The 15,473-nt window shown below is 63.2% G+C and carries 13 protein-coding genes; 7 read left to right on the top strand and 6 right to left on the bottom strand.

The window, feature by feature from the left end:
* Nucleotides 1-78: 78 nt before the first annotated feature.
* From HMPREF1484_RS04775 to glp, 4 genes are read right to left on the bottom strand one after another with little or no spacing between them, the layout of a single operon-like run.
* Nucleotides 79-567 carry a molybdenum cofactor biosynthesis protein MoaE gene (locus HMPREF1484_RS04775; protein ID WP_016663892.1) on the bottom strand — a complete coding sequence of 163 codons (489 nt, stop codon included), beginning with the start codon at nt 565-567 and terminating at the stop codon, nt 79-81.
* Entirely contained in the window at nt 564-1,058 is a 495-nt protein-coding gene (locus HMPREF1484_RS04770) for a molybdenum cofactor biosynthesis protein B (RefSeq protein ID WP_016663891.1), read from the bottom strand. The genes HMPREF1484_RS04775 and HMPREF1484_RS04770 overlap by 4 nt, the downstream gene beginning before the upstream one ends.
* The gene (gene moaC, locus HMPREF1484_RS04765; RefSeq protein ID WP_016663890.1) at nt 1,055-1,582 is read right to left on the bottom strand and encodes a cyclic pyranopterin monophosphate synthase MoaC; all 528 of its coding nucleotides are present in this window, start codon (nt 1,580-1,582) and stop codon (nt 1,055-1,057) included. Before moaC ends, HMPREF1484_RS04770 begins: the two co-directional genes overlap by 4 nt.
* Nucleotides 1,579-2,901: a gephyrin-like molybdotransferase Glp gene (glp, locus tag HMPREF1484_RS04760; RefSeq protein ID WP_016663889.1), complete on the bottom strand. Its 1,323-nt coding sequence runs from the start codon at nt 2,899-2,901 to the stop codon at nt 1,579-1,581. The genes moaC and glp overlap by 4 nt, the downstream gene beginning before the upstream one ends.
* Before the next feature lie 100 nt (nt 2,902-3,001).
* Here glp and HMPREF1484_RS10915 point away from each other — a divergent pair, with 100 nt between their 5' ends.
* On the top strand, nt 3,002-4,231 hold the full coding sequence (locus HMPREF1484_RS10915) for a GTP 3',8-cyclase MoaA (protein WP_016663888.1): 1,230 nt from the start codon (nt 3,002-3,004) through the stop codon (nt 4,229-4,231).
* Nucleotides 4,232-4,235: 4 nt separating this feature from the next.
* Complete coding sequence (locus tag HMPREF1484_RS04750) at nt 4,236-4,520, top strand: MoaD/ThiS family protein (RefSeq protein WP_016663887.1); 285 nt, start codon at nt 4,236-4,238, stop codon at nt 4,518-4,520.
* A gap of 278 nt (nt 4,521-4,798) precedes the next feature.
* Here the strand turns inward: HMPREF1484_RS04750 and HMPREF1484_RS04745 are convergent, their stop codons facing one another.
* Both HMPREF1484_RS04745 and HMPREF1484_RS04740 read right to left on the bottom strand, forming a co-directional pair.
* Nucleotides 4,799-5,812, bottom strand: a complete 1,014-nt coding sequence (locus HMPREF1484_RS04745; RefSeq protein WP_147594890.1) for a hypothetical protein — start codon at nt 5,810-5,812, stop codon at nt 4,799-4,801.
* 321 nt (nt 5,813-6,133) lie between these two features.
* Nucleotides 6,134-7,300, bottom strand: coding sequence for a ThiF family adenylyltransferase (locus tag HMPREF1484_RS04740; RefSeq protein ID WP_016663885.1), 1,167 nt, complete (start codon nt 7,298-7,300; stop codon nt 6,134-6,136).
* Nucleotides 7,301-7,672: 372 nt separating this feature from the next.
* On the opposite strand from HMPREF1484_RS04740, the gene HMPREF1484_RS04735 reads away from it, so the two are divergent.
* From HMPREF1484_RS04735 to HMPREF1484_RS04715, 5 genes are all read left to right on the top strand, one after another.
* Nucleotides 7,673-8,668, top strand: coding sequence for an ABC transporter permease (locus tag HMPREF1484_RS04735; protein WP_016663883.1), 996 nt, complete (start codon nt 7,673-7,675; stop codon nt 8,666-8,668).
* A gap of 4 nt (nt 8,669-8,672) precedes the next feature.
* Nucleotides 8,673-9,671 carry an ABC transporter permease gene (locus tag HMPREF1484_RS04730; protein WP_016663882.1) on the top strand — a complete coding sequence of 333 codons (999 nt, stop codon included), beginning with the start codon at nt 8,673-8,675 and terminating at the stop codon, nt 9,669-9,671.
* Entirely contained in the window at nt 9,664-11,739 is a 2,076-nt protein-coding gene (locus HMPREF1484_RS04725; protein WP_016663881.1) for an ABC transporter ATP-binding protein, read from the top strand. Before HMPREF1484_RS04730 ends, HMPREF1484_RS04725 begins: the two co-directional genes overlap by 8 nt.
* A gap of 74 nt (nt 11,740-11,813) precedes the next feature.
* Entirely contained in the window at nt 11,814-13,547 is a 1,734-nt protein-coding gene (locus HMPREF1484_RS04720) for an ABC transporter family substrate-binding protein (RefSeq protein ID WP_016663880.1), read from the top strand.
* A 192-nt stretch (nt 13,548-13,739) separates the two neighbouring features.
* Entirely contained in the window at nt 13,740-15,446 is a 1,707-nt protein-coding gene (locus HMPREF1484_RS04715) for an ABC transporter family substrate-binding protein (RefSeq protein WP_016663879.1), read from the top strand.
* Nucleotides 15,447-15,473 lie beyond the last annotated feature (27 nt).

Here is a 15,473-nt window from a genome sequence, read left to right as displayed (position 1 = left end):
CGCCCCGCGCGCCGCTCCTACGAGCGCAGCAGCGCCGGGCGTTTATTCATGCCCCAAAACCTAAGATCGAAACGCTCCTCAGCCGATCGCGGCGACCCACTCGTGGGTACCGTCGGAAAAATACTGGTCCTTCCAAATCGGAACGCGCGCCTTCACCTCATCCACGAGATCCGCACACGCCTCGAATGCACGCGCCCGGTGGGGAGCTGCGACCGCAGCAACGAGCGCCGAATCGCCCACCTCAAGAGCACCGTGGCGGTGGCTTGCGGCGACGAGCACATCCGGGTAGCGCTCGGCGATCGTGCGCACCACATTGGCCATGACCTCGCTCGCGCTCGGGTGCGCCTCGTAGGCGAGACGCACAACCCCGCGCCCCTCATCGTGGTCGCGCACGAGTCCGTCGAAGGTCACGAGCGCGCCGCAGCGCCGATCCTCGACACAACGGACCATGTCAGCGACGGCGACCGGCTCGCCACTCACGCTCGCGTGACGCACGCGGTCCTCGACGCCGCCGAGGCGCGGGTCGCGCTCATCCTGCACTGCTTTCACGTCTTTCCCCTCGCTCATTCGTGACCTCCCCCATCGCGCTGGCGCAGGACGTGCTCGACAATGGGCTCGAGCACCGCCATACCGTCCTTCACTCCACCACGGGAGCCGGGCAGATTCACCACGAGAGTGCGACCGGCGAAACCGGCAAGCCCCCTGCTCACTACCGCGTACGGCGTCGATTCGCGCCCCTTGAGTCGCAAAGCTTCCGCAATCCCGGGGATCTCTCGCGTGAGGTGGGGGCGAGTTTGTTCCGGCGTGACATCGCTCGGCGTGAGGCCGGTGCCTCCCGTCGTGATCGCGAGATCCACTCCCGAGGCGATGACATCTGCAAGGGCGCGGCCAACGTCGGGCCCATCCGGAACCACCGTGACGCCACACCCGCGAAAGCCGCACCGTTCAAGCCACGCGGAGAGCACGGGTCCCGTGAGGTCTTCGTATTCGCCGCGAGCCGCGCGCGTCGAGGCGACGATCACGCACGCCGACCAACCGCGCTCCCCCACACACTTCACCGCGCACCGCCCTTGTCGCCGCTCGCGACGTTACGGTCCCAATCGCCGCTCTTACCCCCGGACTTCGCGAGAACCTTGACGTCGCCGATTACCGCGAGGTGATCGACGGCCTTCACCATGTCGTACACCGTGAGCGCCGCAACGCTCGCCGCCGTGAGTGCTTCCATTTCGACGCCAGTCTTCCCCTCGGTCTTGACGCGCGCGCGAACCTCGATCGCCTCGGGAGCGATCCGCGCGAAGTCCACGGTGACCTTGGTAATGGGAAGCGGGTGGCACAGCGGGATCAGCTCGTGTGTGCGCTTGGCCGCCATGATGCCCGCAACTCGGGCGACGCTGAGCGCCTCCCCCTTCGGCAGCTCGCCCGCGAGAACCCGGTCGATCACGTCGGCGCGGCTCGTCAGGGTCGCGCTCGCGACAGCTTCGCGGGTCGTGACGGCTTTGCTCGACACATCGACCATGTGGCTCGAACCGTCGGAGCGCACGTGCGTAAGGGGGCTGCTATCGCCACTGTTGACACTGGTCATCGAAGAATCATCACCTCATGAATGTCGCCGTCGGCCACGCGCGTGACCTCCGGGGGAATAAGCACGAGCGCATCGCTCAGGGCGAGCGCGCCCACGAGATGCGAACCGGGGCCGCCCACGAGCTTCACAGTTGAGTCAGCGTTGAGCCGGGCCCGCCGCACCTGCACGAGCCCCTCCGGGGAAGGCTCGCTCGCGCCGGTTTGTGTGCGCACCGGCAGGTGCACACGCGCGCGCGGCGGTGCTGCGAGGGCGTCGCGAACGAACATCTCGAGGCTCACGTACGCCGAAACCGGGTTGCCGGGTAGCGCGATCCACGCGACCTCGCCATGCTCCGCCGCGAGCATCCCGAGTCCTTGCGGCCCTCCCGGCTGCATCGCCACCTTGTCAAACGCGAGGCGCAGCGGCGAGGCTGCCATCTGGGCCGCCTGGCGAATCGGCTCGACGGCCCCCGCACTCACCCCGCCGGTCGACACGACAAGATGCGCCCGGGCACTCTCGCATGCCGCACCCACGTCATCGAGAAGCGCACGCGGATCATCCGGAACGCGAAGCCTGGCGCACACCTCGATCCCCGCGTCTTCAAGCGCCGCGGACACGAGGAAGGAGTTCGCATCAAAAATGCGCCAGTCATCCGGCTCCGGCTCCCCCGGCTCGCGCACTTCAGTTCCCGTCGAGACGACAACGGCGCGCAGCCGCTCGCGCACCTCCACTTCGGCCACGCCAACAGAAGCGAGGTGCCCGATCAGGCGCGCAGTCAGCACCTGGCCCGCCCGCGCGACAACGTCGCCGCACTCGGTGTCGCTTCCCGCGGGGCGCACGAAACACCCCTCGGTGCGGTGCTCGGGGGCAAGGGTAAACGTGAGGTCCGACGGTTGCTGGCCGACGTCGGATTCTTCTTTCGTCCGCTGAGCAAAACGGCCGACCGCGGTCTCTTCGACGGGGATCACGGCGTTCGCGCCCGCGGGGATGGGGGCGCCCGTCATGATGGGGCGAGCCGATCCCGGCTCGAGCGTCGAGGGCTCGTCGCCCGCCGCGATGAGAGGGCCGAGCGGAAGCGTAATCGGGGCACCGTCGGGGGTTGGGGCGAGGCTTTCAACGTTGAGCGCGAAGCCGTCCATCTGCGAGTTTGCGACGGGAGGCACATTCACGGGCGAGGTCACGTCTCGGGAGAGGGTGCGGCCTCGGGCACGTTCGAGGCCGACGGTTGCCACGCCCGGGGCGTGTGGCGAATCCAGCACGGCGCCCATGAGCTCCCGAAGGCTCCGCCGGTGCTCGGCGAGAGGGATGCGACCAGGCGCGAGGCGCGAGTCTTGCTCCACGGTGGTGTTCCTTCCTCGTGTGGCCAGGGCCTCTAGGGTAGCGCGCGAAAGTCCCCTAAGCTGGTGTGACACCTCTTTGTCGTTCCCCGTAAAGGAGAGCATGTCGATCGATCTCGGGATGCCGAAGCCCCGCGCCATGGACCCCATCGAGGAAGCGCCCTCGACCGAAGGGCGCCCCGCAACGGGCGCGCTCATCGACACCTTCGGGCGTACGGCGCGCGACCTGCGCATCTCCCTCACGGATTTCTGCAACCTCCGCTGCACCTACTGCATGCCCGAGGCCGGCCTCCAATTCCTCAAGAAACCGCAGCTCATGAGCGTCGAAGAGGTCGCGCGGTTCGTCCGCATCGGCGTGGAGGAGCTCGGAATCCGGGAAGTGCGTTTCACGGGCGGCGAGCCGCTCACGCGAAACGACCTCGCCGACATCATCGCCGAAGTCGCCGCCCTCGATCCCCGGCCCGACATCTCGCTCACGACCAACGCGATCGGCCTCGAAAAACGCGCCGAAGGACTGGTGGCTGCGGGCCTTGACCGCATCAACATTTCGCTTGATTCGGCGCATTCCGAAACGTTTGAGGCAATGACTCGCCGCCCGTTCCTCCACCGCGTCCTCGAGGGCATCGAGGCCGCACGCGCAGCCGGGCTGAGTCCCATCAAAATCAACGCCGTTCTCCAACCCGGCGCGAACGAGCACGAAGCGGCCGAGCTCCTCGCGTGGTGCCTCGAGCGCGGCCTCGAACTGCGCTTCATCGAATACATGCCACTCGATGGCGCCGGCCGCTGGAACCGCGAGCGCATGGTGACCGCCGACGACGTGTGGCAGCTGCTCAGCCCCTACTACGTTCTGCACCCCGTGCGCGAGGTGCGCGGCGGGGCGCCCGCCGAAAAATTCGATGTGTGGCCGCGAGAAGGCGTCGCGGGCCCGGGAGCGCCGGGCACGATCGCCAAGGCGCTCAAGGATCGCGGCATCGACCCCGCCGACACACGCGCGGTGCGGCGGGTTCTACCGCCACCGCCCGGCGAGCCGTTCGTCGAAGCGTGCGAGCGGCCGGGCACTGAGGCGCTCGGAACCGTCGGAATCATCGCCTCCGTTACCCGCTCGTTCTGCGCGGACTGCACCCGCACGCGCCTTACCGCCGAGGGCCGCGTGCGCACGTGCCTGTTCTCGCACACCGAGACGGACCTCCTCGGCCTCATGCGTTCCGGCGCGAGTGACGAAGCTATCGCCGATCGTTGGCGCGCCGCCCAATGGGGGAAGCAGGTCGGTCACGGCATGGAACGCAGCGACTTTGTTCAACCCGAGCGGCCCATGAGCGCCATTGGAGGATAGACGCATGACTGAAAAAACCACCGCCGACGTTCGCTTTTTTGCCGGCGCGGCCCACGCCTTCGGCACAAGCGAGCAACGGGTCGAGTTCGAAGGGACGACCCTCGGGGACCTGCTCGAAGCGCTGCGGTCAGGCGCCATTTCGGAGGCGGGGCCCGACGCCGGTGAGGTACTTGGCCGCTGCAGCTTCCTCGTGAATGCGGTGAGCGAGAACGACCCGAAGGCGCGCCTCGTCGCGAGCGAGGGCGGCACTATCAGGGTGGACGTGCTGCCGCCATTCGCGGGCGGCTGAGGGTCGTCCCTTTCACGGCTTCCCCGGAGCCGCAGCCCCACCGGGCGGGGTCTCTGTCTCGCTCCAGGCAGGGTCTCCGCAGCCTTCCAGGCGAGGCCTCTCCGCAGCCTCTCTGGTACCCCTCCGCCCCCACTCCGGCACCCCTCTGCGTCGCCTCCGGGCCCTCTCCTTGCTCTAGGAAACTAACCCCAACGTTTGTGGCGCTTTTCGGCGCTATACCGCCACAAACGTTGGGTACAGATTCCCATTCGGTCCCTGTCCACCTTGCTCGACCGTTGCTATGACCGCGTCGGGCCGCACGCAATTCTCGTCCTACGCCTCAGTGCCCTCTGTGCAACCGCTGCCGCGCGGGAATTCCCGAGTGCCCTCATCACCACATCATCGGGGGCGTTGAGCGGAAGTAGCGGCAGGTCACGGATATGGAGACGAAACACCTCGAGACCGCGATCCGCGTACACGAAGTCCTTTGCGCGATCCCGCTCGATCGCGTCGAGCGTGCGGTGGTAGTCACCGTCGTACTCCCCCACAACCCGCTCCCTTTCCCAAAAGAAATCTGGCGAGCACACAATGCGCCCATGCTCGTCGAGAATTGGGACATTGAGACGCGGCTCTTTGAGCCCCGCGAAGACCATTGCGAGCCGTGCACGACTCTCCTGTGCGGAATCGGAGCCCACCCTGATAAGTTCGAGTGCCTTTCGCGCACGACAAATTCCGGGAAGGCCTGGGTAGGCGGCGACTGCTGCCTCCAATTCTGCGAGGGTTGCGTAGGCTCCAGTTCGCCCGATCTCGAGGTTCGGGCGAGGCACGCGTACGAGTGCATCACCGGCGGCCACGAGGTAATCGAGCGGAACGATCGACGCGAGATCGAGCCAGGTGCGCACGCGAGACAGGATTTGCAGCGTGTGGTTCCCGCGCCGGAGAGTGCGCACTTCGTGCGGTTCAACCCGTGAAAAATGCAGGTCAATCATGGGATGTGGCCGCGCGTCCTTCAGCGACGTCGTGAAGCTCATGGGCGCCGCGGGGTCCCACGTCGAGAGCTGGGGCGGAAGCGGCATCTCATGCACCCGCGCCGCATTCACCCCCGAAAGCACCAGGTGCGAGTACTTCGCGCAAAGCGCCCGGGCAAGTTCAGGCTCGGTGAAGTCCCGGTTCCTGTCGGCATATAGGCCGGGGCCGAGGGTCGCGATGTCGCTTCGTCGAAGTCGGTCTCGACTGATCCCGTGATCAGCGAGGTCACGCGAAACAAACACCGGAGGAAGCTTCTTTGGCAGCGGCAAGGGAGGTCGATTCATACGGCAAGTCTTGCCGCCGGCGGCCTTGCGAAAAAGCGCCCCTGCCAAATTGTGGATAACTTCCGATGGTTCAGGTCGCCGCGGCCCAAGACCCCGAATCTGTACCCAACGTTTGTGGCGGTATCGCGGCGAATACCCCCACAAACGTTGGGGTTAGTTTTCTAGGCCAGAAGAAGGGGGCGGGAAGCGGAAGAGAGGCAGGAGCGGGGCTACAGGCAGGAAGGCTGCGGCGAACGGATGGGGAGCAACAAGAAGGCAGTGGCGAAAGGATGGGGAGCACGAGCCACGCCAGCACCCCTCACCTCCATAGCCACAACACCACTAATCACCCAGGGTTGCAGCAAGGTAGCCGCCCGCCATGTCGGCCACTTCGATCCCAAGCGCTGCAAGCTCGGCCTGCACCGCCGCCGAACGCGCCCCTCCCGCGCAGTGCACAATCGCGCCGGACAGCTCATCGACGCTTCGAAGCGGCCCGACGGCCACTCTCTCCCCTCGCGCAAATTCCATGAGTTCGGCCCGCGGGATATTGACGGCATGAGGCAGCATGCCCGCCGCAGCTTCCGATTCTTCGCGGATGTCGATAAGGAGCCGGCCGGAGGCAGCCTCACGCCGCGCCTGAGCTGGCGAGAGGACTTCCCCGTGCACCGGCGCCGCCCCGGGTGACTCGACCGCGGGGAAACCACACGTTTCCACGAGGTCTTCGAGTTCGGTGACGGGCGCGCGGCCCGGACGACGGGCAACGTCGATGCGCGTCCAGTCGCCGGTCAGTGCGCTATAGAGCTGAATGCGCCCATAGAGCGGAGTGCCGAGACCGGTGAGGACCTTGAGGGCCTCCATCGCCATTGTTGAACCGATGACGCCTACGAGCGGACCCAGCACCCCCGCCTCACTGCAGCTAGGGACCTCGCCTGGCTTCGGGGGGCGAGGGTGGACATCCCTATAGGTGACGCCACGGCCTGAATCGCCATAGAACGCAGCCACTTGCCCGTCGAACGCAAGGATCGACCCCCAGATCAGAGGCAGGTTGAGGATTTCGCAGGCGTCGGACACGAGGTAGCGAGTAGGGAAATTGTCGGTGCCGTCAAGAACAAGGTCGTGACCCTCGAGAACTTGAAGCACATTGATCGGCGTCAGCGCTTCGGGCACTTCCCGTACGTCGACGGTGGGGTTGAGTGCGCGGACGGCCGCTGCGGCGGAAGAGGTCTTCAGCGTTCCGACGGCGGACTCCGGATGTATAACTTGCCGCTGCAGGTTGGAAATATCCACTCGATCAGGGTCCGCAACGGTAATGTGACCAACGCCAGCGGCGGCTAGATATTGCAGGATAGGCGCTCCAAGACCCCCCGCCCCAACGACCACAACCCGGGCCTGCCTCAGCTTTTGCTGCGTCTCCAGCGTGAAACCCGGGAGATTGAGGTGCCGGGAGTAGCGCCTATAATCGGTACCACTAAGCTCTCGAGGCGAATCACCGACTGCATAATTAACCATGTTTTTTAGTCTCACAGTTTGACTTGAACAAAGGAGGCGTAGAAAAATCCTTCACAATGGTCCGGTGAACCACCTCACATGAGGTACAGTTCAACCGTTCCGTGAATAGTTCATGACCTTTCCGTGACGCCGCTGTTCACAATACGGTCAGCGTCTCCACGGTCGTTGAACTGCCCTATTCTGGAGCATCCCCGCGCCCGCCCCGGACGCACCCGATCCCGTCGCCCCCGGGCGCCGACTGCAAATAAGGAAAGCACGCGTGACCCTTATATCCACCCCCCTCAGCGCCTGCCGCGTCGCAGCCCCCTCGCGCCGCGCACAGAGTGCATGGGAAGTCAGCGAGCGTTTCACCGCTCTGATCGGAGCACTCTCGTGACAAAGTACCTCCTTCGCCGTTTCGTGAACTACGCGTTCCTCACCGTTGTGGCAACCGTGTTCGCCTACATCGCTGCCGGCAGCTTCTTCTATCCGCGCCGACGTTGGCTCAATCAGAATCCTCCAATTCCCGAGGCCTCAATCGACGCGGCGCTCAACGAGTTGAACATGAATGACAAGGTGCCGATCCTTCAGCGCACCTGGACGTGGCTCTCGAACATCGTTGTAAAGCCGTGGAGCCAGAAGCTCGGCAAGGACATCTCGGGACAGTGGGTCATCGATCAGATGGCGATGCGCGCCGGCGTTTCGCTGCGCCTCCTGATCGCTGGCGCAATTCTCGGGGCCCTTATCGGCGTCATCCTCGGCGTGTGGGGCGCTGTTCGCCAGTACAAGCTTTCAGACCAGGTTGTCTCGTATGCCTCGTACGTGCTGATTTCGACCCCGACCTTCGTGGGCGGTCTTCTACTCATGGTTGTGGCCACGAAGCTTAACCAAGCACTCGGCACGCAGCTCATTCGCTTCAGCGGCTCGTACACCCCCACGTATCACGCGCAGGGTGGAATGACCGCTTTCCTCGACAGTGTCAACCACCTGATCCTTCCCACCATCGTCCTCGCCGCCTTCGGTGCAGCCGGGTACTCGCGCTACCAGCGCTCGATCATGCTTGACGTCCTCGGAAGCGACTTCATTCGCACGGCCCGCTCGAAGGGCGCAACCCGTAATCACGCTCTCGTCAAGCACGGTGTGCGCGTAGCACTCATCCCCATGTCGACGTACTTCGCCTACTCCTTCGGCACGCTCGTCGCGGGCGCCGCGTTCCTCGAAATGATCTTCTCGTGGGCGGGCATGGGCCAGTACGGCATCAACGCGGTTCAGCAATCCGACGTCAACGCCCTTGCGGGCAACGTGTGCTTCACGTCGATCGTGATTCTGTTCTCCTCGATGCTTTCCGAAGTTCTTTACGCGGCGCTTGATCCGCGAGTGAGGGTGTGACGCCATGAGCTCCAGCAACCCGATTCCCCCCGTCAACGAAGCTACCGAGCTTCCCGAAGCCGTTCCCGCGACAGAAGAACTCGCGGACAGCGCAGCGACGGATCCGAAGGGCAAGCGCCGCCGAAAGGCGGAAAAAGCGCAAAAGAAGCCTCTTTCGCGCTGGGCGCTCGTGTGGCGTCGCCTCAAGCGCAAGCCAAACTTCTGGATTGGCGCGATCGTTCTTGGCGCGATCGTTCTGTTCGCGCTCTTCGGCAACATTCCGAATGTGTACGAGCTCGGCGAGACCGATGCTTACAGCTACAACTCCCCGCCTAGCGGGCAGCACTGGTTCGGTACGGACTCGATTGGCGTGGATCTCTACGCCTCGATGGTTGAAGCGCTTCGCAAGTCGCTCTTGATCGGTCTCCTTGCTGCGCCCGCCGCGACGCTCATTGCGGCGTTCGTGGGCTCGCTCGCCGGTTACATCGGCGGCAAGCTTGAGACCGTCGTCAACTGGATCATTAACCTCCTGCTCGTGCTCCCCGTGTTCTACGTGCTCATGATCATTTCGCCGCTTCTGTCGAACGTGAGCTGGATCGTCATCGTCGTCGCCATCGCGGGCTTCGGCTGGATGGTGATGGCGCAGATCGTGAAGAACCAGACCAAGTCCCTCAAAGACCGCGAATACGTGAAGGCTGCGCGCTACATGGGCGTTGGCACGACCACGATCCTCGCGCGCCACATCATCCCGAACGTTGCCTCGCTTCTCATCATCGATGCGGCGCTCGGCGTGAGCGGCGCAATCCTGTCCGAAACGTCGCTGAGCTTCTTCGGCCTCGGCATTCAGCCGCCGGACGTCTCCCTTGGAACGCTCATTGCGAACGGCCAGAATGCGGTTCTTACCCGCTGGTGGCTATTCGTGATTCCCGCAGCCTTCCTCGTCGCCCTGCTTACCTCGGTGAACTTGCTCGGTGACGCACTCCGCGACGCAATCGATCCCACGAGCGAGGTCAACCGTGCCTGAACCACTTCTTTCCGTCCAAGACCTCACGGTCACCTTCCCGAACGCCAATGGCGATGTTCGCGCCGTGCGCGGCGTGAACTACCACGTCAACGAGGGCGAGTTCCTCGGTATCGTCGGTGAATCGGGCTCGGGTAAATCCGTCAGCTCGATGGCCGTCATGGGCCTTCTTCCCACCTCGGCGAAGATCACGGGCGAAATCACCTACCGCGGAGAGTCGCTCCTGCGCAAGAGTGACCGCCAGCTTTCCGACCTTCGCGGTCGCGAGATCTCGATGATCTTCCAGGATCCCCTGAGTGCTCTCACGCCGGTCTATACGATCGGCCAGCAGATCGAAGAGGCCCTCACGCTGCACAACTCGAATATGAGTTCGCAGGCACTGCGTGCGCGCTCGATCGAGCTTCTGAAGATCGTGGGAATTCCCGCAGCCGAGCGCCGTGTGAAGGCCTTCCCGCACGAGTTCTCGGGCGGCATGCGCCAGCGCGCGATGATCGCGATTGCGATGGCGAACGACCCGCAGCTCATCATCGCTGACGAGCCGACGACCGCCCTCGACGTGACGATTCAGGCGCAGATCCTCGAGGTCCTTCAAAAGGCCAAGGAGGTGACGGGGGCCGCCGTCGTGCTCATTACCCACGACCTCGGCGTCGTCGCCGGTAACGTGGATCGCGTTGCCGTGATGTACGCGGGCAAGCTCGTGGAAAAAGGCGGCGTTGACGAAATTTTCGCCGAGCCTCACATGCCGTACACCATGGGTCTGCTTCGCTCCGTCCCGAACATGCTGACGGCTGGCAAGGACCGCCTGGTTCCGCTCGAAGGTCGCCCGCCTAGCCTTGCCAATCTCAAGCCCGGGTGCCCGTTCGCTGACCGTTGCCCGGCCGCGATCGAGCTGTGCCGCACCGAAGAACCCGAACTTATGACCCACGTCGGCGACGGCGATCGACAGGTCGCGTGTCACCGCGCGAAGGAAATTGCGGCGGGGACGCTGAAACCGTCGGACATCTTCCCCCGCCCCCCGCACGTGGAGCGCGCGGTCAAGAGCCACGAGAACGACAAGCCCATCGTCAAGGCGACCGAGATCCAGCGCCACTTCCCGCTCTACAAGGGCGCTGTGTTCCGTCGCCAGGTTGGCGTCGTCAAGGCCGTGGACAACGTGTCGTTTGAGATCAAGCCGGGCCAGACCCTCGGTCTTGTGGGCGAATCCGGTTCGGGCAAGACCACGACGAGCCTCGAAATCCTCGAGCTCGTCGCGCCGCAGCACGGAACCCTCGAGGTGAGTGGCGTCGACGTCTCGACCCTCAAGAACAAGAAGGAACGCCTCGCCCTGCGTAAGGACGTCCAGATCGTCTTCCAGGATCCGATGGCTGCGGTCGACCCGCGCATGCCCGTGGGCGACATCATTGCCGAGCCCCTCACCGTGCACAAGGTGCCGAAAGACGAACGCTACAAGCGCGTCTACGAACTCCTAGAGCGCGTTGGGCTCGACCCGGAGATGGCAGACCGCTATCCCCACGAATTTTCGGGCGGTCAGCGCCAGCGCATCGGCATTGCGCGTGCGCTCATCACCGAACCCAAGCTTCTCGTGCTCGATGAACCCGTCTCTGCCCTGGACGTATCGGTCCAGGCTGGCGTGATCAACCTGCTCGAGGATCTCCGTGACGAACTCGGCTTGAGCTACCTCTTTGTTGCTCACGACCTCGCCATTGTGCGCGAGATCGCCGATCACATCGCGGTCATGTATCTGGGTCGCATCGTTGAATACGGCCCCGTCCAGGATGTCTTTGAGAACCCGAAGCATCCCTACACGCGTGCTCTCATGTCCGCGGTTCCGGTTCCGGACCCTAAGCTTGAGCGCGCCCGTACGCGAGTTCTTCTTGAAGGGGATCAACCAAGCCCCACTGAAGAGATCATCGGCTGCAATTTTGCTTCGCGTTGCCCCCTGATCGGGATGCTTAGCGAAGAGCAGCAGAACCTGTGCCGAACTGCGGATCCTCAGGGCACGCAGGTCGGAGCCTCCCGCGTGGAATGCCATCATGCCGAGGAGACCTGGCGTCTAGTGGACGACCAGTAGAAAAATTTTGCCGCGTACCATAACCCCCTTTTCCCTTAAACAGGCCGCGGCTTCCCACAGGAAGTGAGATAACCATGAAGATCACGAGTACTCGCCGACTTTTCCTCCAAGGCACGGCAATCACCGGTGTGGCTGCCGCCGTGGCCGGTTGCTCGCAGAAGAGCGCCGAGGAGCAGAAAAACGAGAACAAGAAGAAGAATGATGCCGCTGCGAAGGAGGCAGAGAAGCTTCCCTCGACCGCGTGGGAGCGACTCGATTATGAGCAGGTTGCCGACGGCGGCACGCTTATGATCGCGATCGGTCAGATCCCCGCGAACTGGAACCCCAGCCACATCGACGGCAACGAAGTGTCGACGACGCAAGTCTCGAAATGGAAGGGCTTTGGCGCCAATATCAAGGCGAACGAGAAGGGCGAGATGAGCCCGAATCCCGACTACGTCGAGTCGGCTGAAATCACGAGCGAGGATCCCCAGATCGTCACCGTGAAGTTCAACAAGAAGGCCGTGTGGGACAACGACGGTTCTCCCGTGACGGTGAACGATCTCATCGCCGAGTGGAAGGCCTGCAACGGCGAAAACGAGGAATTTTCGGCCGTCACCACGCAGGGCTGGGATTCGATCAAGGAGATCCGCGCGAAGGACGACTTCACGGCAGAGATCGAGTACAAGACTGCGTTCCCCGACTGGTTGAGCTTCACCTATCCCTCGGGTCCGAAGGCGCTATTCGAGACGCCGCAAGCCTTCAACACCGGCTACGTAAATGACCCGGTTCCGGGCTGCGGCCCGTTCACGATCACGAACATCGACCGCAACGGCGGCGTCGTCACGTTGGAACGCAATGACAAGTGGTGGGGCCGCGCCCCGAAGCTTGAGAAGGTGATTTTCAAGGTCACGACTCAGCAGAACATGCCGCAGTCGTTCGCGAACGGCGAGATCGACATCATTGACATCGCCGACGGCGACACGCTTGGCCAGGCGAAGGGCCGTAAGGGCGCACAGATCCAGCGCTCGAACGGTCTCACCTGGACCCACCTCACGATGAACGTCAACGGTGGTGGCGGAGTGCTCCAAGACGTCGAGGTGCGCAAGGCAATCTTCGCCGCCGTGGACCGCAACGCCGTGGGCCGTTCCGTCGTTGAACCGCTCGAGGCGCCCATCGTTCTCAAGGACAACTACGTCTACATGCCTGGCCAGGAGGGCTACGAGGATTCGTTCGACGGCGATCTTTCGGGCGATGCTGAGATCGACAAGGCCAAGAAGATCCTCGAAGACGCCGGCTACGAGCTCAAGGGCGACGTGTACGAGAAGGACGGCAAGCCGCTCAAGTTCTCGATCGTCATTCCCGCAGAGACGAAGTCGAACGAGGATCGCGCACGTCAGGTGATGACGAACCTCAACCAGGCCGGTTTCAAGGTCGATCTCAAGACGGTTCCGAGCGACAAGTACTTCACTGACTACGTTCTCAAGCAGAGCTTCGACTTCGTGACGTTCAGCTGGGTAGGCACCCTCCTCGCGGAGCTGTCGAGCTCGAACACGTACCTGCCGGATTCGAACCAGAACTACACCGGCTTCAAGGATGAGAAGCTCAACGAGATCAACAAGCGCCTCCAGACCGAGCTGGATAAGGACAAGCGCCGCGAAATCGCGAACGAGTACTCGAAGCAGGTCGCTTCGAGCTACACGGTTCTCCCGTTCTATGCGACGCCGAACATCACCGGCCTGAAGGAAGGCCTCGTGAATATTGGCTCCGCGCAGTTTGAGACCGTGGACTACACGGCGGTAGGCTACAAGAAGGGTATGGAGGGCTAAGCCTTCATCGCGCTAGCGCGCCAACACGAACTGACCCCGCTTTTGTGCCTACGCGCAAAAGCGGGGTCACTTTTGTTCATTTCCAATGTTCGTTACCCCACAAATAGCCCTCTCAGCAGGCCTTATGTCCGAGATACCGATGAAACGTGGATAACATTAACGTGGAATTACCCCCTCTCGAGAAAGGCCATCATGGCTTTCACTAGCACCCGTCGTCTCTTCCTCCAGGGCACCGCGCTCACCGGCGCTGCCGCAGCCCTCACGGCGTGCTCGCAAAAGAGCGCGGAGGAACAGGCACAGCAGGCAAACGCCGCTAACGACAAGGCTGTCGAGGAGCAGATGAAGCTGCCGTCGACCGCGTGGGAGCGCGTTGACTACGATCAGGTCGCCGACGGCGGCACCTTCACGATCGCCATTGCCCAGGTTCCCGCGAACTGGAACCAAAGCCACATCGACGGCAACGAGGTTTCTCTCTCCGCGATCATGGAGACCGTCTGCCCGGAGACCCCGCTCAAGGCTTCCGAAAACGGCGAAGCCAAGCCTGATCCCGACTACATCAAGTCGGCTGAGCTGACGAGCGAGGATCCGCAGATCGTCACCGTGAAGTTCAATGAGAAGGCCGTGTGGAGCGACGGTACGCCCGTGACGGTCGATGACCTGATTTCTCAGCAGAAGGCCCAGAACGGGGAAAACGACAAGTACCAGACCGCTTCGACGACCGGCTGGAGCTCGATCAAAGAGATCCGCAAGATCAACGACTTCGAGGCGGAGATCGAGTACGCGGAGACGTTCCCGTTCTGGAACATCTACCTCTACCCGAGCCTGCCGAAGGCAGTCACGGCAACGCCCGAGGCGTTTAACGGCCTGTCGACCGAACCGACCCTCACGCGCGGCCCGTTCGCGATTGACAACATCGACGCGACCGGCGGCGTGATCACCGTCAAGCGCAATGACAAGTGGTGGGGCCGTGCCCCGAAGCTCGAGTCGATCATCTTCAAGGTGACGACCCAGCAGAACCAGGCGCAGGCGTTCGTGAACGGCGAGCTCGACTACATCGATATTTCCGATGGCGATACCTACGGTCAGGCGAAGGGCCGCAAGGATGCCGTGATTCAGAAGTCGAACGGCCTTTCGTGGTCGCACCTCACGCTCAACGTGGGTGGCGCTGACGGCGCGTTCGGTGACGCGAAGGTTCGTGAGGCGATTTTCCGCGGCATCGACCGCAACGCCGTGGCTCGTGCGGTCATGGAGCCGCTCGAGTCGCCCGTGATCCTCGTGAACAACTACATTTACATGCCTGGTCAGGAGGGTTACGAAGATTCCTTCGGCGACCTGAAGTTCGATCCGGAGGCGTCCGCGAAGCTCCTCGAGGAAGCCGGTTACAAGAAGAATGGCGATGTGTACGAGAAGGACGGCAAGCCGCTCGCGTTCTCGCTCATCATTCCGGCGGAGACGAAGTCGAGCGAGGATCGTGCACGCCAGATCATGACGAACCTCAACGCCGTAGGCTTCAAGGTTGACCTTCAGACCGTTCCGGCCGACAAGTACTTTGATGATTACGTGATCCCGGGCAGCTTTGCTGCGGTCTCGTTCGGGTGGCGCGGCACGCTCTTTGCGGAGCAGTCGGGCACGAACGTGTTCCTCAAGGATTCGGGTCAGAACTTCACGGGCTTCGCGCCGGAGAGCCTCGAGGGGCTCAACAAGGAGCTTCACTCGGAGCTTGACCCGAGCAAGCGCGTGGAGATCGCCAACAAGTTCTCGAAGGAGCAGTTTGGCGCGTTTACGGTGCTTCCGTTCTACGCGACGCCGACGATCATTGGCCTCACCGAGGGCTTCGTGAACGTTGGCGCTGCGCAGTTCGAGACGACGGACTGGACGGCCGTGGGCAAGAAGGCCTGATCGGTTTTCCGGCTACGGGCCGGGTTT

The sequence above is a fragment of the Dermabacter sp. HFH0086 genome (assembly GCF_000413375.1).
In the GTDB taxonomy this organism is placed as follows: domain Bacteria; phylum Actinomycetota; class Actinomycetes; order Actinomycetales; family Dermabacteraceae; genus Dermabacter; species Dermabacter hominis.
This window is presented reverse-complemented; position numbering and strand designations above follow the sequence as displayed.